This is a genomic window from Streptomyces sp. NPDC002513 (assembly GCF_053595355.1).
This window is the reverse complement of record NZ_JBSFXK010000033.1, coordinates 39395-61246: the sequence shown is the minus strand read 5'-3', so window position 1 is coordinate 61246 and position 21852 is coordinate 39395. Positions and strand designations below refer to the sequence as shown.

The following is a 21852-nucleotide window of genomic DNA, read 5'->3' as shown; positions in this document are numbered from 1 at the left end:
TGGCCGGTGTTGCCCCCAGGATCGGCGTGCTGATTCAGGCTGAGTTCTTCGACTACGACTCGCGGCCTTGGGTGCGCAGGTGCTCGTTGATGCGCCGGGCTTCTTCGAGCTGGTCTTCGAGGATGACGATGCGGCAGGCGGCTTCGATGGGCGTGCCCTGGTCGACGAGTTCGCGGGCGCGGGCGGCGATGCGCAGCTGGTAGCGGGAGTAGCGGCGGTGGCCACCTTCGGAGCGCAGCGGGGTGATCAGGAGGTGTTCGCCGAGGGCGCGGAGAAAGGCGGGGGTGGTGCCGAGCATCTCGGCGGCCCGGCCCATGGTGTAGGCGGGGTAGTCGTCATCGTCGAGATTGTCGACGGGACGGGAACTGGCAGGGGGCATAGACCTCTTCTTTCAGGGGACACGTCGGGGGGCCCGGGTGCCGTACGGCACCCGGGCCCCGAGCTTTCAACACCATCTACCGGCGAACTGCGCCGGCCTTCTTTGTCCGCAGGTTCCGCCTGGGAGGGCGGGGCTGCGGGGATCGCGGATGCGTGACCGGGGACCACCTTCCAATCCGAGGCCTGCGGTACCCGGGCGACTTCTTCCTCGCCCGGGCGATCCTGATGGCGTCTGCTCCTTTACCTTCGGCTACACGGTCGTACTGCTGGATAACGCGGGTACTGCTCGCAGCCCCCGTGGGGCGTCCTGCTTGACCTGCATGCGCGGCAGTTCATCTCTGCCGTGCCCTTCTCGACTTCCTGGGTACACGTAAAAAATACCCCTGCGACGAGCCAATGTCTACTGTGACCGCGACAGATTTTCTTCAGGTTCGATGCGTGTAGTTCTGCCGCAAACACACCTGCATGAGTGACGCCCCGGCGCGAACCCACGAGGCGCGGACGAGGAAGCTGGCCATCCTCTACTAGCTGTGTGTGCTGGTCAGCTGGCGGGATGCGCTGCGTCGGCGGGAGATCTGGGTGCCGGGGGCGAACCGGTGGCGTAACCCGGAGGACGATCTGCCGCCGGACTTCGAGGGCAATCGGGGGTTCACCCGGGGGCGGAGGCTGACTGGGCTGTTGCGGGGCACCGGGCGGGGTCAGGGGGGAGTGAGGGTGTCGAGCCGGGCGGCAAGGTCGGGGTGGGCGGCGGCCAGGTGGGGGCGGGCGGCGGCCAGGGGGGCGATGAGGTCGGCGGGGTCGTTGTGGGCAAGGGCCGCGTGCAGCACATTGAGCGGGCGGCGGGCGGCGGGGGGAAGGTCGGTGAGGGCGGTGATCTGGCCGGCGAGGCGGCGCAGGTCGGCCGCATTGCGGCGGGCCCAGGTGGCGGTGTTGCGGTCGGCGGCCCGGGCCTGACGGGTGGCCGTCACGCGCTGTTCGCCGGTGGTCCCGGCGGGGCCGGGGCGGCCGCGCAGGTAGCGGCGCTCGGCGGCCTGGCGGCTGGCGACACCCAGGGGAGAGGCGAGGTCGGCCCAGCTGGCGCCCGCGTTCCGGGCCGTTTCGATCAGGCCGGTCTCCCATCCGGCGAGCCGCTCACGTACCTGCCGCAGCAGCATCAGCGAGGCGAGGGCCTGCTCCGGGGCCGGCCCGGCGCCGAGGACGTCGGGGGTCTCGTGCTGGGCGTCGCGCAGGGCGTCGTCTATGGCTTTCAGGGCCGCCGCGGCGGCGAGGAACGACGCCGGGCTGTGGGCGTCGGTGTCGGTGGAGACCGGCTGGTCGGGTGCGGTCACGGGCACCTCCCTCGGGTTGTCATCATGTAGACGACATCGTGCTTGTCATCCATTGGATGACATGTTACAACGGTGTCAGTGAGGCGCATTGGCAGTAACTGCCTGAACCTGCTGGAGGTGTTTTCACGATGTTGATGCGCACTGACCCCTTCCGTGAGCTGGACCGGCTGGCGCAGCAGCTGATGGGCCCGGGCACCTGGTCGAGGCCGTCGGCGATGCCGATGGATGCCTACCGCGAGGGTGACGAGTACGTGGTGGCCTTCGACCTTCCCGGCGTCAGCGCGGACGCGATCGACATCGACGTCGAGCGGAACATGCTGACGGTCAAGGCGGAGCGCCGGCCGGTGGCGAAGGCCGACGACGTGCAGATGGAGCTGTCCGAGCGGCCGCTGGGCGTCTTCTCCCGCCAGATCGTGCTCGCCGACACCCTGGACACCGAGCACATCAAGGCCGACTACGACGCGGGTGTGCTGAGCCTGCGTATCCCGATCGCCGAGCGTGCCAAGCCCCGCAAGATCTCCATCGGCGTCGGGACCGGCCACAAGGAGATCTCCGGCTGACACCGGCCGGACAGGTGCGGAGGACGGGCATCTGATCTCCCCCTCACCCCGTCCTCCGCGCCCCGTGGGCAGGCCGAAGAACAAGAAGGGGCGGCGGCGAGATGACTCTGCGACGCGAAGCGTTCCTCGACCACGTGAAGGAGCGCGGCGAGTACGGCACTGTGGAGGAAGCCGAGCGCGCGGCCCGTGTGGTGCTCGCCCTGCTCGGCGCGCATCTGGTCGGCGAGGTTCGCGCCCAGCTCGCGGCACGTCTCCCGGAGGAATTCGCCCTGATCCTGCTCAACCCGCTGCAGAGCGCCGAACCGCTGCCCCCGGAGCGGTTCGTGAGGGCGACCGCAGCCTGGATCGAGGGCGCCACCGAGCAGACCGCGACCTGGGACGTCAGCGCCGTGCTGTCCACGGTCGCCGATACGGCCGGCGAGGACCTGCTGGGGCAGATCCTGCTCCAGCTCCCCGCCGACTACGACCTCCTCTTCGGCCGCCCCCAGCCCACCTGACCCCTACCTCGGTGCCACACACCCGCACCGCTCCACGAAAGGCATGCACCGCAGTGATCACCGACGTGCGCGTACCGGCTGAGCACCAGCAGCCGTACTCGACGGCGTATGAGCAGATGCTGAAGAAGGTCCGCTACGAAGGCGCCTACCCCACCCGCGAGAGAGCCGAGGAAGCCGTCCGCCTGGTTCTCGCGGGGCTGGGACGCCAGCTGACCGGCGACGAACGCGTCCACCTGGCCGCCTGCCTGCCCCTGGAAGCCGCACGTCTCCTGACCGCACAGGTCCCTGACACCCAGCCGCTGACCGGATGGGCCTTCGTCAAGGACCTCGCCGCCCGCTCCGGCGCCTCCCTGGCCACCACCCGCTGGGACACCGGCTCCGTCTTCGCGGCCGTCGCCGCCCACGCCGGCCCCGACCTCATCACCCGCATCCTCCACCAGCTCCCCACCGGCCACGCGCTGTTGTTCGGCCGCGCCGAACTCACCTCCGCCGCGTAAACGGCGCCGGCACCCCGGGGCCGCAACAGGATCCCTCCGGCGGCCCTTGGCGAAGTCCCCGATCCGCGCGATCGGGGACTTCCGCCTTCGCTGTGCATGATGACCGTCTCGGGCGGTGTTTCTCATAAACGGTCCTTTGCCGGAGCAAGATCGATAACGGCCCGCCGGACCCTCGTTGATCTCGGTTCGGTTCTCAGAACCCGTTCTCACTCGAAAGCGGGACGGACCCCCTTCTGAGACTTGCATTGTGCGAAGATCCGGGCCCATGACGGTCTCTCAGCAGCCTTCCCCGCCCGACCGGTCGGACGTGGACGACATCGAGCAGCACGCCTGTCCGAAGTGCGACGCACAGCCCGGCTCGCCGTGCCGATCGCGCGGCGGCGCGGTCGCCTCCGCGTACCACACCCGCCGCTTCACCCAGGTGCTCCGCCTGAAGAAGGCGCTACGGGTGCCGACTCCCGCCGACCGCAACCCCGGCAAGCCCTGGCGGCCCGGCCACTCGGTCCCCACGGCCGTCGACCCGGACCTGCCGAGCGCGGACATCCGCGTCGGCTACGCCCGCTGCTCGCACCTCAGCCAGGAACTCGACTCCCAGCTCGATGCCCTCAGCAAGCACGGCATCCCGAGAGACAAGATCTTCAGCGAGAAGATCAGCACCCGAGTACGGGTCCGCCCGCAGTTCGAGGCGGCGCTCCGTACGGCGCGGGAGATCAAGGCGCACGCCCCGCACTGCCGGGTCATCTTCACCGTGTACGAGATGAAGCGCCTCGGCCGCGACGCCGCCGAACTCACCGCGCTCGCCGACCACCTCACCGCCCACGGCCTGGTCCTGGAGATGCTCTCCGGGCCTCTGCCCGGCATCTACGACCCCACCGGCGCAGCGCCGCTGCTGTTCGCGTTCTTCGCCGCGATGGCGGAGACCGAACGGGAGAACATCCGCGAGTCGACGCTGGAGGGGCTCGACACCGCGGCCCGCAAGGGCAAACACGACGGCCGGCCGCCGGTCATCACCGACGACATGCTGCACACCGTGCTCCGCCGTAGGGCGAACGGCGAGTCCATCGAGCAGATCCAGCCCGACCTGATCATCCCCACCGGCAAGCGCAAGGGCCGGAACCCCTCCGTCGCCAGCATCTACCGGGCGCTCGCCGAGCACGCCAAGCGCGAGGCGTACCCCGAAGCCGTCGAGGCGGCCCACGCCGACTTCGCCGCCCTCCATGCCTGCGAACTCCCCAGCCCCCGGGCCCAACCGCAGACCGTACGGTGACTCACTAGAGCTTCAAGATCATCTCGTGGCCCCTTTTGGGCTTACCTCGGCGATCCCCCGGGAGGTCCGTGAGTTCGCGAATACTGAAGGGTTCTCAGCGGGAACCCGAGGGTCCAGAAGCCCGATCCTAGGGGTTGGACCCGTGGGTTCGCGGTGAAGTCGCGGGGTCGGATTCCAGGTCTCGTTCCAGGAGAGCGCGGGCGGAGTTCGCGTAGCGGATCGCGGTCTTCTCACTGAGGCCGAAGACCTCAGCGAGGTGAAGAGGGTCGGGGCCGTGGGCGAGGGCTTCTTCGAGTTGGCGGTCCATGCGGAGTCGTTCCAGGGTCGCGGTCTGGCGGTGCAGAGCGGGCCCGGCGACCGAGCTCTTGCCGATGGGGCCGGTTCCCAGTGCGGTGTGCTTGTTGATCAGCAGGTGCGGGTTGGCGGTGTCGGGCCAGCGGCGGCGCCGGAACTCCAGCCATTCTCGGGCGACTTGAAGGGTGAGCTCGTCCAGCCGGTGGGTGCGGCCGTCGATGGACAGGCGCCGGTTGCCGATGTCGAGGTCGTCGAGCTGGAGGCGACGGATCGCCGCAGATCGTGCCGCGTGGACGGCGGCGAGGGCGAGGATCAGCCGGTCGGCAGGATGGGTGACGGCGGCGACAGATCCGTTGATGTGTCCAGGCTCCAGAGGCTGGATGACGCCTTCCTCGCGCTGGCCGACCCGGATGCGGCTGGTCGGGTTCTTGAAGATGGTGCCGTTCTTCTTGGCCCGGCCGAACAGTGACCGCAGGGCGATGATCGTGGTCTGCCGCTGCGAGCCCTGCAGGGTTTCGAGGTGGGCGAGCACGTCGTCGCGGGTGACTTCGCGCGGGTGGTCGTAACGGTTCGACCATTCCAGCAGCACGGGCCGGATCCGGTTGAGGTAGTTCCAGACCGTCGCGGCATGGCGGGCCCGGGAACGGGGGCCGCCGTCGTGCAGCAGCCGGGCCCAGTCTCCGACATCGTGGGCAATCCCGGTGGCGAGCCCGTCGAGTTTGGACTCTAGCCACAGCTCGAACGACGACGGCCGGTCGTCGAGGAACACGCCGATGTGGTCGAGTACTTCCGTGGTCCGCTCGACGCTCAGGCCGCGCGATCGAAGCACCGGGAAGACTTCCGAGTACCGGACCACGTCGCCCTCGGCATGGCCGGTCAGGACGATGACCAGGGCCTGGTCGACGTTCAGACGCGTCTTGCGGGGCCAGCCGCGGGCCTCACCGAGGCGGTGGGCGCTATGGCGGGCCCAGGCCAGCCAGGGGTTGCCGCGGTGAGCGTCCTCATCGGTGGCCCGACCCGTGAGGTCTCGGCGGGCCTCGAACAACGCGAGCTGGCACCAGACCGCGGACGGAGGGGGTGCGGGGGCCGGATCGGGTCGCCGGGGTCGGCCCCGGCGGCCGTGCTTGACTGCCGATGGCTTGGGACGCCGGTCCCAGAGTGCCGTCAGTCCGTAGAAGAACAGCTGCTGGTGGCGGAGGTAAGGCAGGAAGGACTCCCTCACGGAGTGTAGGCACACTCACTGTATTCGAGCGTCACGCTCTGCCATGAAGCGGCGGCTTTTACGCGTATCTCCTCCGCCCACCTACCTCCGCAACGGGAACTCCGGGCGGAAGTTCAAAGCGGTCGATGTCGACGGCTACGTCCACGAACGGCCGGCGATCCTCGCCAGCCGAAAACACGGCCTGCGGGGTCGGAACTGGACCACCCGTTTCACCTACGGGTGGATCACACGGCTCCGGGTCTACCGCCTTACCGGAACCGTACGCAGGGCGACGGCGCATGCCAGTCGGTGAACGATGTCGGAAAGCCGTATGCGGGAGAACCGCACGTACGGTTTGAAGCGGCGGGGGCTGGAAACGGAGCGGAAGAGACCGCGCCAGTCCCCGACCCTACTCAGGGGCGCGCGGCTGAGTGCGCTGGGGGCGTGCTGGTGGTGAGGGTGCGCAGGCCGACGCGCCGCCACACGTGGGTTCCGCCGCTTCGCGGGCCCCGACGGCCATGGATGCGGGCCTCGGGATCCGGCCGCGCCGAGCCTGCACAAAGGACCGGGCCCGTGACGTCTATTCACCGGGACGCCGTCACCGAGCGGCGCGAATGAGGAGGTAGCCGACATCGTGACGCTCGAGGAGTTCCTCAGCGCTGAGCTTCCGGGGCTCGGCCGCTTCGCGGGTGCGCTGACCGGGGATCCGCACCTGGCCGAGGACATCCTGTCCGATGCGCTGCTGGTGGTCATCTCCCGCTGGCGCAGGATCGCCGCGACGGAGAACCCTGTCGCCTATGTGCGCCGGATCGTGGTCAACACCTATCTGTCGGACCGGCGCAAGGCCAAGCGGCGGCGGACCGAGCCCAGCGGGGACGCCGCCGTGCTGGACCGGGTGGATCCCGATGCCACTGACGCCGTGGTGCGGCGCGACGAGGTGGACCGGCTGCTGGCGGGACTGACACCGCGCCAGCGGGTGGCCGTCGTCCTGCGCTATCTGCTCGACCAGGACGATCAGGAGATCGCGCAGGCGCTCGGTTGCAGCAGCGCCACGGTGCGCTCCCACCTCTCCCAGGCCCGCGCCGCACTGCGACTTTCCGCTCAAACCCTCACCGAGAGGAGCTGACCTGTGGACGTGGACGACCTGACCGCCGCCCTCGCCTCGCACACCCCCGACCCGGAGGCCGTGCTCGCCGCACTGGGGACCAAACGCAGGAAGCGGGCCCGCCGACGCGTCCTTGCCGCCGCGGGAGCAGCCGTCGCCGTCGCGGGTGCGATCACGCTCTGGCCCGCGGGTTCCGGTGCGCCGGTCGCGCTGGACGGGGCAAGCGGTTGCGCGGTGATGCCGTTGCAGGAGCAGTTCGCGGTCGCCCAGGAGCAGGGCTTTTCGGTTGTCCTCGCGAAGGGGGCCTTGACGGGTCGTTCGGCACCTGGCAATGGGCCGGAGTTTGCCGAAATGCGCCTCACCGACGTCAGGACCCTGAGCGGCCGCGAGATCCACTCGGGAAGCACTGTCTGGGTATCGAGCGGCCTCGGCCCCGGCGCGGACAGCGGATCGCTCTGGGCCCGCGACGGCAGTCTCTTCGGAATCGTCGCGCCCCAGTCCGTCGACGGTGGTCCGGAAGGTCTGGGCCTGCGGGTGGCACCGGTCGTGAAGGGGCAGGTCGTCCTGAGCAGCGCCGGGTGCTGGCTGGATGATCGGCCCGCCCACGCATTCCCCGGTCCGTTGGCGGAGATCCCCGGAAGCGGCTCGTACCGACGCGCTGCGGAGGTGGGCTTCCAGACCGTCCCACTCAGCGAAGTGGAGCGTCTCGCGAGCCACTGATCGCAACCGGGGGCGCAGCTCTGCCCTGCGAGTCCCGGGGCTGACCAGCTCACGGCCGAGCACCGGTGCGGGCACGGGGCAATGTACGACGCGGTCAACCACGGCTGGCTGGAGCCGCGCCGCCTGCGCAGGCTTCTCGCCTCCACGCCGCTGCCCCGTGCCGCCGACGGGCGGATCGTCCTCGCGGTCGATGTGAGCAACTGGCTGCGTCCCGACAGCGTGATCAAGGCCGGTTGGGGTGCAGCGAGGCACACGCGTGCCTGGTCGGTCGGCGTACCCGCCGTCGTGGCTGACTGTCATCGGCTGAGGTTCAGACGGGCAGCATCGAAGGTGCAGTCAGCATCCGGCACGAGGCCGGGCCGGCGGTTGCGGCTTGGTCGAAGGCGGCTCGAACGGTCATTCAATGCCCGTAGACGTGACCGCGCACCAGCGGGTCGTGCTCCAGGATGAAGTCCGAGACCTGCCAGAACTCCGGCAGCCGTGGATGCTGCAGGGCGGCTTCCCGATCGAGCTTGCGGCCGAAGAGGGGTCCATCAGGGTGCGCGAGGCCTGCCGTGACCAAGGTGGACGCTGGATCATCTTGGCCAAGGACCGGGCCCACTCGGCAGGCGAACGAGACGTGGTCGTCCCACTGGTCGGACCCGGCGCCCCACGTTCCAAAGATCACGTCTAATCACGCGTCGTGATCCCGGTCCCGGTGGTGGTAGCAGTACGCGAAGTACACCGCGTACGGTGCTCCGTCCACGTAGACGAAGTTCCAGGCACGCTCGATGGGGGCGTTGCAGCAGCCGCACTGGAACTCGTGGGGCTGCCGGTCAGGGCCGAAGGTCAGGGTCATGACGCACATGATGCGGTACGGAGCCGGCCTCGAGAGACCGTGGTGCGGCTGGGCCGTCCCTGAGCCGACCGGGGCTCCCCGAGACCGATTCAACGGCGACTGACAGTGACAGGTAGCCGCAGTCCGCAACGGCGAAACCCCAGGTCACCACCGCCCGCCAACCGGACTCGTTTTCGTCTTGGGGCGGCGGTCAGGCAAGACGGGGGGGCTCGCCACAACCCGAAGGTGTAGCGGTCCGCCCATCGAGCGATGGTGGGGCACTACGCCAGCACTGTACGTTCCAGCTCACCGATCGACGTAGCGCAGGGGGCGGGATGTCTGGATATGGTCGCACGGACAGCGAATGGGACGAACTGGTAGATGTCGGGCGTAACTTCCTTGTGGAGCGAGCAAAGCTGGGCAAGCTCACCTCATACACCGAGCTCAACGTGACCCTCGCCAGGCGAACAGGCTGCCGGCCCTTCGACTTCGAACGTGCTGACGAGCGGGCCGCGATGGGTCATCTGCTCGGACTGATCGTCGAACAAGATCAGGAGATCGCCCCCTCGGACCCACCTATCATGCTCTCGGCCCTGGTGAACTACCTGGGTGCCAACGACGCTGGCTCCGGCTTCTACCAGTTGGCCAAGGAACTCCAGTTGCTCCCCATGAGCGCGTCAGCGGACGAGAAGTTCGGCTTCTGGGTTAAGCAAGTGAAGCGACTCTACGAACGCCACGGAACTGGTCCGGCCGCAGCCTGAGACCGAAGCACTCTGAGTGTCCAACCTCGATCTTGCATGAGGGTCCGTCAGCTTGCTGGCGGACCCTTTCCGCTTGTTCGAGGCTAACTGCGTGACAACGCCGACGAACACCGGCGGACGGAATGTCTACGGACCATCCGCGCAGGTAGGAAGCACTCCAGCCCAAGGACGCGCCCCACCCAAGTTGCTTCGGGACAAAGATGTCATGCTTTCAAATGCGGGTCGGTTCCCTTCAGGGCTGACGCTCCCTCGCAGCGATCAAAGCACTCAAGGAAGCCGAAGTCAGCGGTTTCCACTGGTCGGAACCTGCAGCCCATCGCCACCGACCTGCCGAATCAGCCGGACAACCGCCTCAATCACCAGCTGTCCGCCCCCAACTGACGACTTCGCCTGTTCCCATTTGCCGTGTCCCCCGCCCCTGGCCATCGCGCGGGAGCGCGTGTACCCGGCCCCGGTGCACAGGACCACGCCGACCAGGCGAGCCGAGGACGTGGCACGGGAGGTCGTGCCGGGGGTCGGCGCAGGGGACAACCGTGGCACTGCAGGACTGCCGGGATTGCCTGCCGACGTGGTCAGGGAGTTGGTGGCCCGTCTGGTCGGTTGTCGGGGGTGTGAACGGTCGGACGATTCCTGGCCACTTGCCGGCGCACGGCTTCCGCCTCCGCGTGGGCGAGGGCGAGGTCGGTCGGCTGCGCCACCTCTCGCTCGGTGTCGGCGATGACGATGCGGGCCTGTTCCTCGATCGCCGCCAACCGCTCGGCATCGTCGGCGACCACGGCGGCGCAGTTGTGCAGCAGGCGGAGCAGGGCCTGGGCGACGGTCGGTTCACGGGCCCCGTAGCGTCGGATGAGCCCGCACATCACGGCGAGGTATTCCGGAAACCGCCGCCCGGAAATGACCACGGCGGCCCCGCCCGCGTCGCGGACGACGTGGTTGCCCAGGGGGCGCCGGGCGAGCACACAGAAGATCACGGACAGGTGGTCGACGGCCTGCACCGCCGTATACGGATCGTTGACCGCCGGAGACAGCGCCTTGCAGGCGACGTCGACCAGTTGCCGGATTCCGAGCGCAGCGTCCTGTTCCAGGGTGCGCTCGAATCCGATACGGACGCCGGCGGCCATCACCTGCGAGAACTCCTGGGGGGCCGGAGCGGGATCATGCGGTGAAGCCCGCCAGATCCACGCCAGTGTCGTTCCCGCGACAACGTGTTCGCCCACCCGGGGCCGCAGCCGCAGACAGACACCGTGCTCGGCCGCGGTCCGCAGCAGCAGGTGCGGGCGCACCACCTGTACGTACCCGGAGCGGTGGGAGGCAACGGCCACGGCCCACTCCGGCACGTCGACGACATCCTCGCCACCCGCGAACACCCCATCGCGGATCACCCGGACGGTGTTGCGCTCCACCACGCTCATGATCGCGTCGACCTGGATGGAGTGCACCAGATGGTCGGCGAAGAACACCAGCAGGCCGAGGCTGACGAACAGCAGGACGAGCGCGCCGCTCACCGCAAACCGGGGAAAGCTCTCGGAGCGGCCCCCTCCCGAAACGCCGACCGTGTAGAGACCGGCCGCGCTGTAGGCGAAGGTGGCCACGAAGACGCTGAGCACGATCTGATTGGGCCGGTCGCGGAGAAAGTTGCGCAGCAGCCGCGGCGAGAACTGGGTGGACGACAGTTGCAGCGCGACCACGGCCAGGCCCAGCAGCACGGCGATGACCGTCACCATCGTCCCGGTGATCCCGATCAGCAGCGTCCGGGCATCGTCGGCGGTCCCCTGAAACGCCAGCGGCGAGCCCGAGCCGGTCTTGACGAGGGACAGCAGCGACCCGATGGCCAGTGCGGCCACCACGGACAGGGTGGGAAGCACCCACAGCGACCCGCGAACGTACTCCGCCAGCGCATCACGTCGGATCATGGGCAACCCCCGCACGTCGATGCTTGGCCGGGTATGGCCAGTATCCGACGTGCGTGTCGACTGTCCAAGTGATCACGCTCCCTGAGATCACGGCGTTCCGACAGTCCGCGTCCTCGGTCAATCCTGCTCAACGGGGTCGCCCCACAGCGAGCAGACGGATGGATAACCCATCCAGGAGGATTGAAGGTAGGATAAAGGGCGTGAGCGAGCCTACCGGCAAGTACTCGATCACCATGCCGCGCGACATCGCGGAGGCCGCCAAGGCCCGCAGCGGTCCCTCCGGCCTGTCCGCCTACGTGGCCGCAGCCGTCGCCCGGCAGATCGAACGCGACAACCTCAACGAACTCATCCGGGTCGCCGAGGCCGAGCACGGCCCCGTCACCGACGAGGAGATCCAGGCGCTGCGCGACCAGCTCCACCAGGCCCGCCTCGAACAGACCCGCGGCAGGACGGACGCGGCGTGACCCGCTCCCCCGCCGTACCCGGCGGCACCTTGGTCCTCGACAGCGAGGGGCTGTCCAAGGCCGTGCTGCGCGACCGTACGGTCACCGGCTGGTTCGCCCTGGCCCTCGCCGACGACCTGAGGGTGATCACGTCTGCGGCCACCCTGGTCGAGGTCATCCATCCCCGGATCAATCGCCCCGCCCTGGAGTGGACCCTCGCCCGCCTCATCGTGGAGCCGGTCACCGAGCCGATCGCCCGGCACGCCGCCGCCCTCCTTGCCGACACCGACCTGCACGGCCACAAGTACGCCATCGACGCCATGCTCAGCGCCACCGCCCTCGCCGCCCCCGGCCCCGTCACGATCCTCACCTCGGACCCCGAGGACCTGACCGCCCTGTGCGGCGGCCAGGCCACCGTGATCAAGATCTGACCCGGTCCCTCGTCGGCGAGGGCCCCCTTCAGCCCTGCCTCTCCTCATCATCAGGCTCGGGTGCCTCACCGGGGGCACCCTGCATGAGGTGCCCAAAGACCCCGTCACCAGCGGAAAAGCTGAGGCCGGGGTCTTCGCGTATGTGCAGGCGTGTGCGGCCGTGAGCGGCACCGACGCCGTCTGTGGACTGTTCGTGGACAGCATCGTGGAACGTCTGCCCTGATCAGCCCTCAGAGATGGCGGGGTCCGCTGCTGCGCGACATCCGGGCCTCGGGTCGCCGACCGGAACGACAACCCGAGGCCCTACGTCTGGACGAAGACCGCCGGCCAGATCCTCGAATCCCTCGCCGGAGACTGCCGAGGGATCAAGGACTTCAGGACACTAGCGTTCCAGCACGCGGGACAGGAAGCGCCGGGTCGACTCGTGGCGGGGGTCGGTGAACACCTGCTCGGCGGCGCCCTGTTCGCGGATCACGCCGTCCTGGAGGAAGCAGACCTGGTCAGCGGCCTGCCGGGCGAAGCCCATCTCGTGCGTGGCCATCAGGATGGTCAGGCCGCGCTCCTTCAGGTCCGTGACCACGTCCAGCACCTCGCCCACCAGTTCGGGGTCGAGCGCCGAGGTGATCTCGTCGAAGAGCAGCACCTGCGGGTCGGTGGCCAGGGCCCGGGCGATCGCGGCCCGCTGCTGCTGGCCGCCGGAGAGCCGGTCCGGGTAGTCGTGCGCCTTGTCCGCGAGGCCCAGCCTGGCGAGCAGTTCGCGGGCCGACTCCTCGGCCTGCCTGCGCGGCACCTTGTGCACCTGGCGCGGGGCGAGCGTGATGTTGTCCAGCACGCTCAGGTGCGGGAACAGGTTGTACGCCTGGAAGACGATGCCGATCCGTCGGCGGGCCAGGTTCGCGTCCAGGCGGGGATCGGTCAGCTCGGTCCCGCCGAGATGGATGGTGCCGTCGTCGACGACGTCCAACAGGTCGATGCAGCGCAGCAGGGTGGACTTGCCTGAGCCCGATCCGCCGATCAGGCAGACCACCTGGTGCTCGGCGACTTCCAGGTCGATCGAGCGCAGGACCAGGCGTGAACCGTACGCCTTACGCAGGGCGCTGATCCGCAGCAGTGGCTCGTTCACTGTCCGGCCTCCGCCCAGGTGCGCTGTGCAGCGCGGCGCTGCAGTCGGTCGGCGTACCTCGTCAAGGGGATGGTCACCGCGATGAACAGGGCTGCCGCCCCCAGGTAGGGGGTGTAGTTGAAGTCGTAGTTCGCCTTGATCTGCGCGACCCTCAGCGCCTCCAACGGCCCGAGGACGGCCACCAGGGCGGTGTCCTTCTGCAGTGCGATGAAGTCGTTGAGCAGGGGCGGCAGGACGTTGCGCACCGCCTGCGGGAGGATCACCCGCCGGAGGGTCTGCGACTCGCTGAGCCCGAGCGCCCGCGCGGCGTTGCGCTGCGCGGGATGAACCGAGTTCAGGCCGGCCCGTAGCACCTCACCGACGTAGGCGGTGTAGGAGAGCACCAGCGCGATCACCCCGAGCAGCCAGGGCTGGGAGGGGGTGCCCTGCAGCTGGAGCGCCGGCAGGCCGAAGCCGACCAGGAAGACCAGCAGCAGGGTCGGCACCCCGCGGAAGACGTCCACGTACAGGGTCGCGGCCAGGCGCAGCGGCTGCAGGCCGGGCGCCCGGGTGACCCGCACCAGGGCGATCAGCAGGCCCAGGACGAGGATCAGCACCTCGGCGATCAGGAACATCTGGACGTTGAGCCAGAAGCCGTCCAGGATCGCGGGGAACGTCTTGCGGAACTCCGCGCCGTCCAGGAACCGGCTGCGCAGCCGGTCCCAGCCGGGCGAGGCGACCACGGCCGCCGCCACCGCCACCAGGCTGACCAGGGTGCACAGGATCGCGATCCATCTGTTGCGCCGCTGGCGGGCGCGGCGGAACCGCTCCCGCTCACGCTGCCGCTCGCTCGGCCGGTACTGCTCGTCCTGCGGGTTGGCCTGCTGATCCAGCTCGGCCGAGGTCTCGTGCTTCACTGTGCGACCCGCTACGGCTTGAGCTCGGGGGCGTGGGCCGAGGCCGACAGCCACTGGGAGGTGATCTTGTCCAGCGTGCCGTCGGCCTTGAGCGCGGCGAGCGCCTGGTTGACGCAGGGGGTCAGCCCGCTGCCCTTGCCCAGCAGCAGGCCGAACTGCTCCGGCGTGCTGCCGTGGTAGCCGAACTGGCCCAGGATCTTGCCACCGTGCACCTGTGTGCCGGCCAGGTAGAACACCGTCGGCAGGTCGGTGACGAGCGCGTCGATCTGGCCGTTCTGCAGAGCGTTGATCTCGTCGTTGGTGGTGTTGAAGACACTCGGCTGCCGGCCGGGCTTTATCTCGTCGAGCACCGCCTGGTAGCTGGTGGTGGCAACCTGCACGCCGATCTTGGCGTCCTTGAGTGCGGCCAGTGAAGTGGCGCCCGCGTACTTGGACTTGTTCAGTACCAGGACGGCCTGATTGGCCGTGTAGTAGCTGGTGGAGAAGTCCACCGCCTTCGCCCGCTCCGGGGTGCTGGAGATCTGGTTGATGTCGAAGTCGAAGTTCTTCGGTCCTGGGGCGTAGGAGTTGTCGAACGGTTCGACCACCCACTTCACCTGGCTCCGGCTGAAGCCGAGCTTGTCGGCCACCGCGTAGGCCACGGCACTTTCGAAGCCCTTGCCGTTGGACGGGTCGTTGTTGTCGAACCACGGCGTGTAGGCCGGGGAGTCGGTGGCGACGGTCAGCTGCCCCTGCCGGTGGAGGCTCGGGCTGGTCGCGCAGTTGCCGGAGGCCGTCGCGGTGGCCTTGGCCGTGCTCTGGGGCTGGGGCGCGCAGGCGGCGGCCGCCAGCACCACGACGGCGCCCAGCGAGGCGGCGAGGGACGTGCGGGAAAGGGACATGAGGGTTCCTTTGGAAAAGCTGTCCGGAAACGGACGGCGCGAAAGAAAAGCCGGGGGCAGTGCGCTCAGCGACACAGATCGGCGGCGCACCGCACGTGGTCAACGTGCCGACGGCGCATGAGGCGGAGGATTCCGGACATGCGCTTGAGCATTGCGGGCGGTGCGGTGCGGTGTCAATCGAGGCGACCGTCGTTCGAGACGCCGCGACAACGCGTCAGCCGGTGGGATGGAGGACCCGGTCGCCTTCGCGCAGACCGAACAGTTCGGCCGCGGAACCGCCCCGCACCACCAGTTCGGCGAAACCCAGGCCCGAACTTCCGGTGGTGATGCCCGGCTCGCCGTACGGCACATCGGGCAGCCGGTCGTAACAGCGCACCTGGATCCGGCGGCCGTCGCGGGCGCTGTGGACGGACAGACCAGCCGCCGCCCGGTGGCCGGGGATGGCAGCGACGGGGCGGTCCAGCTTGCAGTTGCCGAAGTTGTCCACCACGGCGACCCGCACCGCGCCGGCCTCCTCGGCGCCCACCGCCCGCTGGTCGGGCCCGCCCACGACGTGCGGCCGTGCGGGGACCGGGCGACCGTCCACCAACCAGCGGGCCAGCAGCGGCACGTACCAGAGGCTGCGGAACTGGGTCCGCCCGATCTCCTCGACCTCGGCCGACGACAGCTCGGCCCACTGGGCGGCGGCCGTCTCCACCACCTCGCGTACGTCGGTGACCTGAACCTCCGTCAGCTCCAGGTAGGTCGACAGCGGCGCGAGGACTCGGGGATTCAACGTGCTGATCACCAGGTGCTGCTTGTGGCGGAAGTAGCAGAACGGCGCCCCGTTGGGCCAGGAGCCGTCCCGCGGCGCGATATTGACCAGCACCACGACCGGGTGCGTCGGCCCGCCGACGAGATCGGTGGCGCGCAGCAGGTCGAGCAGCGTGAGCGCGGCGACGCCCTCCGGGTCCGGCCCGGTCAACGGAAGGACACTCGGCGTGGCCCCGAAGAGGGCGGCGATCCTGGCCGACTGCCGGGCCACCGCGTTGGGGTCGGCACAATCGGTGAGCGAGATGACCGGAGAGTGGGGCATGGCGAGGTTCTCCTGCGGATGGAGTCGGCCGCACACGGCAGCCACGGGGACGACTGGGGGTGGGTGAGGAGCGCGGGAGGCAACGGGGACAACAAAAAAACGGACCCCCCGTTGCCGGAGGGTCCGTCGCGTCCTGCGCGCACACGGCTTCGCTAGCGAAGCGCCTCCGACATTCGGGGCATCATTCGCATCATGGCGAGGGTGGCGGTGTGCAGCATGGAGGGGACTTTAGCATCGCAAATACCCACCCGGTCCACCCTGACCAGCATGTGGACCGGGACCGTCGCGGGGAGGGGCTACGCGGGCCGGTCGGCAAGGACCGCGTTGGCGAGTGCGAACCGGGTGACCCGCTTCTTCAACGCCAGTGAAGTCGAGCACCGTCTGGTCCCGCGGGGTGGACAGCGGCACCGTACGAAGCGTTCGCCGGGGTTGTGGATCTGGACCGGCATCACGGCCGGTGGGCGACGATGGCGGTGGCCGACGCGCTGGCCGAAGCAACAGTCGCCCAGGTGGGGGAGCAGGCGACCCAGGCTGGCTCGCCAGGCGCGCGCAACGCGATGCCTCTCCGCCGGGTGCACGCGATGCCGCTGGCCCTGGCCCTGGCCCTGGCCCTGGCCCTGGCCCTGGCCCTGGCAAAAAGCAAACGCCTGCTGGTCGTGGAGGGCCCGTTTTCGCGCCTTCGGTGCCTCACAAAGCGCCTGTCAGCAGTCGGCCGACGAAGTCCATGTGCTGCGTATGCCCCGCCTGGAGCCACGTCTCGGCATTGCCGGAGCCTTGCGAGCCGTCACCGTACGCGCAGGCTCGCAGCCAGCGCTCACCTTCGGCGTGGCCCGGATCGCCGAGTCCGCGGAAGCCGTTGTGCTCGACTATCCAGCGGGCCTGGGCGCGTACCCGGGAGACGTGGTCGGGGCCCCTGGTCGGTGCTCGGGCGATGAGGAAGCCGTCGGGTGTGGTGTAGCGCAGCAGGCTCCAGCCCGGGCCTGGTTGCCGGACGGGGGCGATGTTGGCGCTGCAGGCGTGCTCCACGGAGTAGTCGCCGTACACGATCCTCCTCGCCAACTCCGGGCGGGCGGTGCCCACCAGGTGACCACGGACGATGAGGCCCACCACCACAGCACTCGCCGCCATGGTCGCGGAGGCGATGGTCGATGCCTACGACGAGTACGAACAACTCGCCGCACTCCATGCAGTCATCGAGGACCGCCTCGCCCTCCCGTTCGACACAGCCGTGCTCGGCGTCACCGTAACCGTCACCGCCGTCCGGCTCCGGTCCGGCAGCGGCATCGTCGCCCTGTGCAGACGCGGTCGACACCGTCAGGCGATCGGCCTCCTCGACCCACCGCTGCCCGAACCCGCGCCTGAGGGGGTGGGCCTGGGTGGAGGCGTACCGGCACTGAGCATCCTGAACCATGTACCCCATGTCTCACCGTCTCTCCGCTACTGCCAGGCGCGGACCAGATCTTCAGGTCCCCAGTGGGCCGCAAGCGGCAGACTGCCGACCACACCGCTGCGGGACACCGCGACCAGCGGCGTATCCGGCCCGGCACCGGGCACCGCGGGTACGTCCCGAGCCAGGGCGTCGTATTCACGCCGGCCGAACGGCTGGGACTCCAGCCACTTGATGGAGCCGACGAAATGCACCGCGCCCGCCACAGGGGTTGGGGTCTCCCCTGCTCGAACGGAGTTGAGAGCTTGGGGAAGGTCGGTGCCCACCAGGTCGATCTCGGGGTTGTTCTGCCGGTTCCACCAGCCGCCGACAGCCTCTGTCTCCGGCCATCGCTCGTCGGGCAGCAGCTGCAGCAGCGACTCGCGGATGAGCGGCTCGACCGCGCGCCCGCGCCAGGTGGTCCAGGACCGCTCGATGCGGTCCAGGGCCAGATCGCCCCGGCCGCGCTCGATGAGCGGGATACCCCGCTGCAGGAACGCCAGCCAGAAACGGAGATACGGATCGGCGATGCGGTAGCGCTTGTTCTTGGTGTCGGCCTTTGCGGACAGCGGCAGGTCGGCCGCCAGAACCCGCTTGGCCTGCAGGGTGTTCAGCAGCGGGGACAGCGTGCCCGATGGCAGGGCACCTGTTCCCCCGGCCTGTGCAGCGATGGTGGAGAAGGTCCGCTCGCCGCTGCCCACCGCCTCCAGCACCGCCCGCGAGTGCGACGCCTCGGGGAACTCCCCCAGCAGCGAGAGCTCGCCCGCCACCAGCAGCGGAGACAGCGGATTCGCCACCGCCTCGCGCAGGAAGTCCGCCCGGCCCAGCCCTGGCCGCCACGACTGAACGATTTCCGGAAAGCCTCCGGTGATCAGCAGCGCGTCCACCGCGTCCGCCGCATCCAGCCCGGTCATGGCCTGCACATCGCCCAGGTGCAGCGGCCGTACGGTCATCTTCGCCGCCCGCCCGAAGAACGGGCGGCCGTACGACTGCAGCGCCTCCATCACCGACATGTCACTGCCGACCAGGATGAGCAGGACCGGCTTGGCGGACAGGTGACGGTCCCAGACGGTCTGCAGCGCCCCTCGAACTCCGCGTCCTGCTCAACCAGCCACGGCACCTCGTCGATCACCGCGATGCTCGGAGCGTCGTCCGGAACCGCGACGGCCAGTGAGCGCAGCGCCTGATTCCAATCCGCGGCCTGCAGCCCGGCCACCAGCTCCGCCCCCCGGTAGGGCGGACTGGGCGAGCGTCCCAGTGAAGTCCGCCCGCTCGGCCACGGCGTTGCGGCCCCGGGTCGCCTGGAATACCACGTACGGAACCCGGGACCGGTCACAGAACTCCTGAACCAGGCGAGACTTCCCCACCCGGCGCCGACCGGTCATGACCACAGCCCGCCCACGGGTGGCACCCACGCCCTCGATCACCAGGCCCAGCTGCCGAGCCAGCAGCACACCGGGGCAAATTCAATCAGTCTCTTATCGTCAGCCACCACCGGCAGCCGACGGTCCCACGCTGTACGCTGACTCCACCAGAAGCGTGCCCTGTCTTCTGCAGTGGATATGAACTCGACACTCGCATCCTTGCAGGCCAGCGGCACCTTTCTGCTGTCAGGGCGTCAGCTCGCCCAATTCCCCTGAATAGCCGGGGTTGATACGCCGGCCGCCGGACAGCAAGTCCCTCAGCCGATGAGTCGCCCACCCTCGCAGGGGGCGACTCATCACGATGCTGTGTTACAGCGACCGCTCGATCTTCCGCTCCTCGACCTGCTCTTCCGCTTGGGTGTTCTCGTCGCGGACGGTGTACTTCGCCTGGGGCGATTCACCCTGGATACGGCGGATCTCTCCGGTGTGCCTCTGGTTGTCCTGCCCCTGGTACTGGACACGATCGCCCTTGTTGAACTGCGTCACTGTCTCCACCTTCCGAAGCTGATTTGCACGGGTTCGCCTGTCTGAAGTGCGAAACCCGCCGCGCATCCGCTCTGAGCGCGGGGCGTAGTGTTATGACACCTCAACTGATCCGCCGCAGCGACCGCTATGGGCCGAACGAGGCAACGTTCCACGTTTGGCAGCTTGCACTGCTCAAAATGGCCAACCGTAATTGACAATCCTCCGCCACCTGCGGCGTTCTCGCCACGATGGCCATCTATTGATGACGGTCACAGCAAAGCAGCCGTACCAAGGGGTGGTTCCAGGCCACCAACAGGACGCCGGCGAGGTTGGCGCCCTCGCGACGCCGGTGGAGATGGACCCCGCGGGCTGGAAGCCGGCCGCCTCGCCGTGATCGCCGACGGCGAGCTGCCCGGCCCGCACCGGCGTGGACACGCCCGTGAACTATCCGGAGGCGACCGTGGCGACCGGCCCGACCGTGCCGTGCACGACGTTGCTGTTGACGTCGGCAGGGCGGGGGTGGTGTTGAACACCTGGGGTGGTGTTGAATACGGCTCCGTGAAGGAGAGCGGGCGCGAGGCAAGCCGGACGGCGGTGCTGGTCTGCCAGGGGCGGGCAGCCGCTGACGGACGGGTTGCCACAGGCCGGTTCGCGGATCTGGTGGCGGTACGGCTGCTGCGCGTCGCAGAGCGGACGCCCGTGGACGAGGTGCGCGCGAGCACTCCGCCCAAGGGCTGGCAGGCGCGCACCGCGTACGAGAGTGTGCGGGCATGCGCCGAGGTGGTCGTACCGCGGACGGTCGCGATCGACGACGCCCTGCGGGCCCACGTGACCGACCAACTCGTCATCCTCGGCGCCGGTCTGGATACGCGCGCGTGGCGTCTGCCCGAGCTCGCGCAGACGGATGTGTGGGAGGTCGACCATCCGGCCTCCCAGCAGGACAAGCTCGCCCGCCTCGCCGAAGCCGCGCACGTGGGGCGAGAGCCGGATACGGGCGATCGCCCCGGCGCCGAGCTACCGGCCCTCGCCCGTTCCGTACGGTTCACGCCGGTCGATTTCGCCGTCGATGATCTCGGTGCGGCGTTGGACGCCGCCGGGCACGACCCGTCCGCGCCGACGACATGGCTGTGGGAGGGCGTCGTCCCGTACCTCACACGCGACCAGGTGCGTGCCACGGTGGCCGCGCTCGCCGCCCGGACGGTCCCGGGCAGTGCACTCGTCGTCAACTATCAGGCGCCGTCGGTGAAGGCGGACGCAGGGCGGCTGCTGACACGCGTGCTCGGCAGTTCCGCCACGTCGGGCGAGCCGTGGCGCTCACTGTGGCGGCCGCAGCGGATGGCGGCACTGTTCGCGGAGTACGGCCTGCGGGTGGTATCGGACGACGCCCTCCTCGCCCTCGCGCAAGCCCTCGGCAGCCCGGCACAGCGGCGATCGTCCCTGCAGTCGGGTCGGGTAGCCGTGGCAGAGAGCCGCTGACGTGAGGATATGAATGAGACAGGGGTCCAGCCCCTGCCCCAACCTCACCGAGAAAAGGCATCAGCTCACGAACGGCCCTCTCAGGAAACGTCGGCTTCCAGACGGTCGGTCCACGACACCGGTGTCAGGCAGCCGTCCAGCCACCCTCACGTTCCATAAGCCGCCATTCGAGATCACATTGCGTCCGACCAGGACTTGCCCTCGACCCAGTGACGGACCCAGCCGGCAAAGCCGGACTCGCCGGTGGTGAAGCCGAACTCGGACCCAAACGGTCCGGCACCCTCGCCGCTGATATTCCAGATGTGTCCCCGGTGAGGGCCGGTGACGATCAGATGCCAGTACATGCCGCAGCCGTCGGTGCCCAGCACGATCGACCCATGGTCGAAGACCGGATCCAGCATCGGGCCCAGTTCGTCATCCGGGAGATCGTCGTCCTCCCACACCCACATCTCCGTGAGCGGGAACGGCTTGGCCAGCTCACGGACCGAGCGGTCCTCACCCCAGTCGTCGGGCAGTTCGGCCAGCGGCACCAGGCCGTAGTCGGGCGGGCCGAAACCGGAGCCGTCGGCTATCTCCGCGACGCAGGTCCGGTAGGGCTCGGGCAGTGCGATCCCGTGTTCCGCCTCGAAGGCGCGGACCGCCTCCCAGCCCAGGGGCTCCCCGGTGTCGAATGCCGCCCGGAGCATGGCCAGGTCCTCGGGGCGAGCGTGCTCAGTGTCCATGTGGCGCATAGATATCACCCGCCACTGTCAGATCACGAAGTGGGCGAATGGGCACATCGCCTCCTCGTTACGCTCCACGGCCCGCACCTTCGGCACCTGCCACGACCAGCCGAGGCGATCCAGCAGCCGCCACACCCCGGAGATCCCGTAGC

General features: G+C 69.1%; 25 protein-coding genes and 2 pseudogenes. 12 read left to right on the top strand and 15 right to left on the bottom strand.

From position 1 onward, the window contains the following. Positions 1-52 precede the first annotated feature (52 nt). Together ACWD5Q_RS21655 and ACWD5Q_RS21650 are read right to left on the bottom strand one after the other, a co-directional pair. Positions 53-379 carry a helix-turn-helix domain-containing protein gene (locus ACWD5Q_RS21655; protein ID WP_225080615.1) on the bottom strand — a complete coding sequence of 109 codons (327 nt, stop codon included), beginning with the start codon at positions 377-379 and terminating at the stop codon, positions 53-55. 697 nt (positions 380-1076) lie between these two features. Beyond that, the gene (locus ACWD5Q_RS21650; protein ID WP_451428659.1) at positions 1077-1706 is read right to left on the bottom strand and encodes a type III effector protein; all 630 of its coding nucleotides are present in this window, start codon (positions 1704-1706) and stop codon (positions 1077-1079) included. Between the two features lie 128 nt (positions 1707-1834). Here ACWD5Q_RS21650 and ACWD5Q_RS21645 point away from each other — a divergent pair, with 128 nt between their 5' ends. The 4 genes from ACWD5Q_RS21645 (at position 1835) to ACWD5Q_RS21630 (ending at position 4527) form a co-directional block, all read left to right on the top strand. Further along, entirely contained in the window at positions 1835-2266 is a 432-nt protein-coding gene (locus ACWD5Q_RS21645; protein ID WP_451428658.1) for an Hsp20/alpha crystallin family protein, read from the top strand. A 101-nt stretch (positions 2267-2367) separates the two neighbouring features. Beyond that, positions 2368-2763, top strand: coding sequence for a DUF2267 domain-containing protein (locus ACWD5Q_RS21640; protein ID WP_201858700.1), 396 nt, complete (start codon positions 2368-2370; stop codon positions 2761-2763). Positions 2764-2816: 53 nt separating this feature from the next. Next, complete coding sequence (locus tag ACWD5Q_RS21635) at positions 2817-3260, top strand: DUF2267 domain-containing protein (protein WP_451428657.1); 444 nt, start codon at positions 2817-2819, stop codon at positions 3258-3260. Positions 3261-3525: 265 nt separating this feature from the next. Further along, complete coding sequence (locus ACWD5Q_RS21630; RefSeq protein ID WP_451428656.1) at positions 3526-4527, top strand: recombinase family protein; 1002 nt, start codon at positions 3526-3528, stop codon at positions 4525-4527. Between the two features lie 127 nt (positions 4528-4654). On the opposite strand, the gene ACWD5Q_RS21625 is transcribed toward ACWD5Q_RS21630, so the two are convergent. Next, positions 4655-5866 carry a hypothetical protein gene (locus ACWD5Q_RS21625; protein WP_451428655.1) on the bottom strand — a complete coding sequence of 404 codons (1212 nt, stop codon included), beginning with the start codon at positions 5864-5866 and terminating at the stop codon, positions 4655-4657. 790 nt (positions 5867-6656) lie between these two features. Here ACWD5Q_RS21625 and ACWD5Q_RS21620 point away from each other — a divergent pair. The 3 genes and pseudogenes from ACWD5Q_RS21620 to ACWD5Q_RS21610 form a co-directional block, all read left to right on the top strand. Beyond that, complete coding sequence (locus ACWD5Q_RS21620) at positions 6657-7148, top strand: RNA polymerase sigma factor (protein WP_451428654.1); 492 nt, start codon at positions 6657-6659, stop codon at positions 7146-7148. A gap of 3 nt (positions 7149-7151) precedes the next feature. Continuing rightward, positions 7152-7847 (top strand): hypothetical protein, encoded by a 696-nt coding sequence (locus ACWD5Q_RS21615; RefSeq protein ID WP_451428653.1) that lies wholly within the window; start codon positions 7152-7154, stop codon positions 7845-7847. A 30-nt stretch (positions 7848-7877) separates the two neighbouring features. Next, positions 7878-8066, top strand: a pseudogene (locus tag ACWD5Q_RS21610) (transposase); the annotation flags it as partial. Between the two features lie 181 nt (positions 8067-8247). On the opposite strand, the gene ACWD5Q_RS21605 reads toward ACWD5Q_RS21610, so the two are convergent. Together ACWD5Q_RS21605 and ACWD5Q_RS21600 are read right to left on the bottom strand one after the other, a co-directional pair. Further along, the gene (locus ACWD5Q_RS21605; protein ID WP_451428652.1) at positions 8248-8409 is read right to left on the bottom strand and encodes a hypothetical protein; all 162 of its coding nucleotides are present in this window, start codon (positions 8407-8409) and stop codon (positions 8248-8250) included. 111 nt (positions 8410-8520) lie between these two features. Beyond that, positions 8521-8685: a hypothetical protein gene (locus tag ACWD5Q_RS21600; RefSeq protein ID WP_451428651.1), complete on the bottom strand. Its 165-nt coding sequence runs from the start codon at positions 8683-8685 to the stop codon at positions 8521-8523. A gap of 314 nt (positions 8686-8999) precedes the next feature. On the opposite strand from ACWD5Q_RS21600, the gene ACWD5Q_RS21595 reads away from it, so the two are divergent. Beyond that, the gene (locus ACWD5Q_RS21595) at positions 9000-9425 is read left to right on the top strand and encodes a hypothetical protein (RefSeq protein ID WP_451428650.1); all 426 of its coding nucleotides are present in this window, start codon (positions 9000-9002) and stop codon (positions 9423-9425) included. 572 nt (positions 9426-9997) lie between these two features. Here the strand turns inward: ACWD5Q_RS21595 and ACWD5Q_RS21590 are convergent. Beyond that, entirely contained in the window at positions 9998-11338 is a 1341-nt protein-coding gene (locus tag ACWD5Q_RS21590; RefSeq protein ID WP_451428649.1) for a DUF2254 domain-containing protein, read from the bottom strand. A 200-nt stretch (positions 11339-11538) separates the two neighbouring features. On the opposite strand from ACWD5Q_RS21590, the gene ACWD5Q_RS21585 reads away from it, so the two are divergent. From ACWD5Q_RS21585 to ACWD5Q_RS21575, 3 genes are all read left to right on the top strand, one after another. Further along, a complete protein-coding gene (locus ACWD5Q_RS21585; RefSeq protein WP_451428648.1) occupies positions 11539-11802 on the top strand; it encodes a CopG family transcriptional regulator in 264 nt (87 codons plus the stop codon). Further along, complete coding sequence (locus tag ACWD5Q_RS21580) at positions 11799-12212, top strand: type II toxin-antitoxin system VapC family toxin (RefSeq protein WP_451428647.1); 414 nt, start codon at positions 11799-11801, stop codon at positions 12210-12212. Before ACWD5Q_RS21585 ends, ACWD5Q_RS21580 begins: the two co-directional genes overlap by 4 nt. A gap of 88 nt (positions 12213-12300) precedes the next feature. After that, positions 12301-12435: a hypothetical protein gene (locus tag ACWD5Q_RS21575; protein ID WP_451428646.1), complete on the top strand. Its 135-nt coding sequence runs from the start codon at positions 12301-12303 to the stop codon at positions 12433-12435. A 159-nt stretch (positions 12436-12594) separates the two neighbouring features. Here ACWD5Q_RS21575 and ACWD5Q_RS21570 read toward each other — a convergent pair whose 3' ends face one another. From ACWD5Q_RS21570 to ACWD5Q_RS21540, 7 genes and pseudogenes are all read right to left on the bottom strand, one after another. Further along, positions 12595-13335: an amino acid ABC transporter ATP-binding protein gene (locus tag ACWD5Q_RS21570; RefSeq protein ID WP_451428645.1), complete on the bottom strand. Its 741-nt coding sequence runs from the start codon at positions 13333-13335 to the stop codon at positions 12595-12597. Further along, entirely contained in the window at positions 13332-14231 is a 900-nt protein-coding gene (locus ACWD5Q_RS21565) for an amino acid ABC transporter permease (protein WP_451428644.1), read from the bottom strand. The genes ACWD5Q_RS21570 and ACWD5Q_RS21565 overlap by 4 nt, the downstream gene beginning before the upstream one ends. Before the next feature lie 11 nt (positions 14232-14242). Next, the gene (locus ACWD5Q_RS21560) at positions 14243-15112 is read right to left on the bottom strand and encodes an ABC transporter substrate-binding protein (protein ID WP_451428643.1); all 870 of its coding nucleotides are present in this window, start codon (positions 15110-15112) and stop codon (positions 14243-14245) included. Between the two features lie 214 nt (positions 15113-15326). Continuing rightward, positions 15327-16187 (bottom strand): SAM hydroxide adenosyltransferase, encoded by an 861-nt coding sequence (locus ACWD5Q_RS21555; protein ID WP_451428642.1) that lies wholly within the window; start codon positions 16185-16187, stop codon positions 15327-15329. A gap of 687 nt (positions 16188-16874) precedes the next feature. Beyond that, a complete protein-coding gene (locus ACWD5Q_RS21550) occupies positions 16875-17315 on the bottom strand; it encodes a beta family protein (protein ID WP_451428641.1) in 441 nt (146 codons plus the stop codon). 309 nt (positions 17316-17624) lie between these two features. Next, a pseudogene (locus ACWD5Q_RS21545) lies at positions 17625-18998 on the bottom strand (ATP-binding protein). A gap of 348 nt (positions 18999-19346) precedes the next feature. Continuing rightward, positions 19347-19523: a hypothetical protein gene (locus ACWD5Q_RS21540; protein ID WP_451428640.1), complete on the bottom strand. Its 177-nt coding sequence runs from the start codon at positions 19521-19523 to the stop codon at positions 19347-19349. Positions 19524-20060: 537 nt separating this feature from the next. Between ACWD5Q_RS21540 and ACWD5Q_RS21535 the strand changes: the two genes are divergently transcribed. Continuing rightward, positions 20061-20978, top strand: a complete 918-nt coding sequence (locus ACWD5Q_RS21535; RefSeq protein WP_451428639.1) for a class I SAM-dependent methyltransferase — start codon at positions 20061-20063, stop codon at positions 20976-20978. A 173-nt stretch (positions 20979-21151) separates the two neighbouring features. On the opposite strand, the gene ACWD5Q_RS21530 is transcribed toward ACWD5Q_RS21535, so the two are convergent. Continuing rightward, a complete protein-coding gene (locus ACWD5Q_RS21530) occupies positions 21152-21700 on the bottom strand; it encodes an SMI1/KNR4 family protein (protein ID WP_451428638.1) in 549 nt (182 codons plus the stop codon). A gap of 27 nt (positions 21701-21727) precedes the next feature. After that, a complete protein-coding gene (locus ACWD5Q_RS21525) occupies positions 21728-21844 on the bottom strand; it encodes a helix-turn-helix domain-containing protein (protein WP_451428674.1) in 117 nt (38 codons plus the stop codon). Positions 21845-21852: the final 8 nt, after the last annotated feature.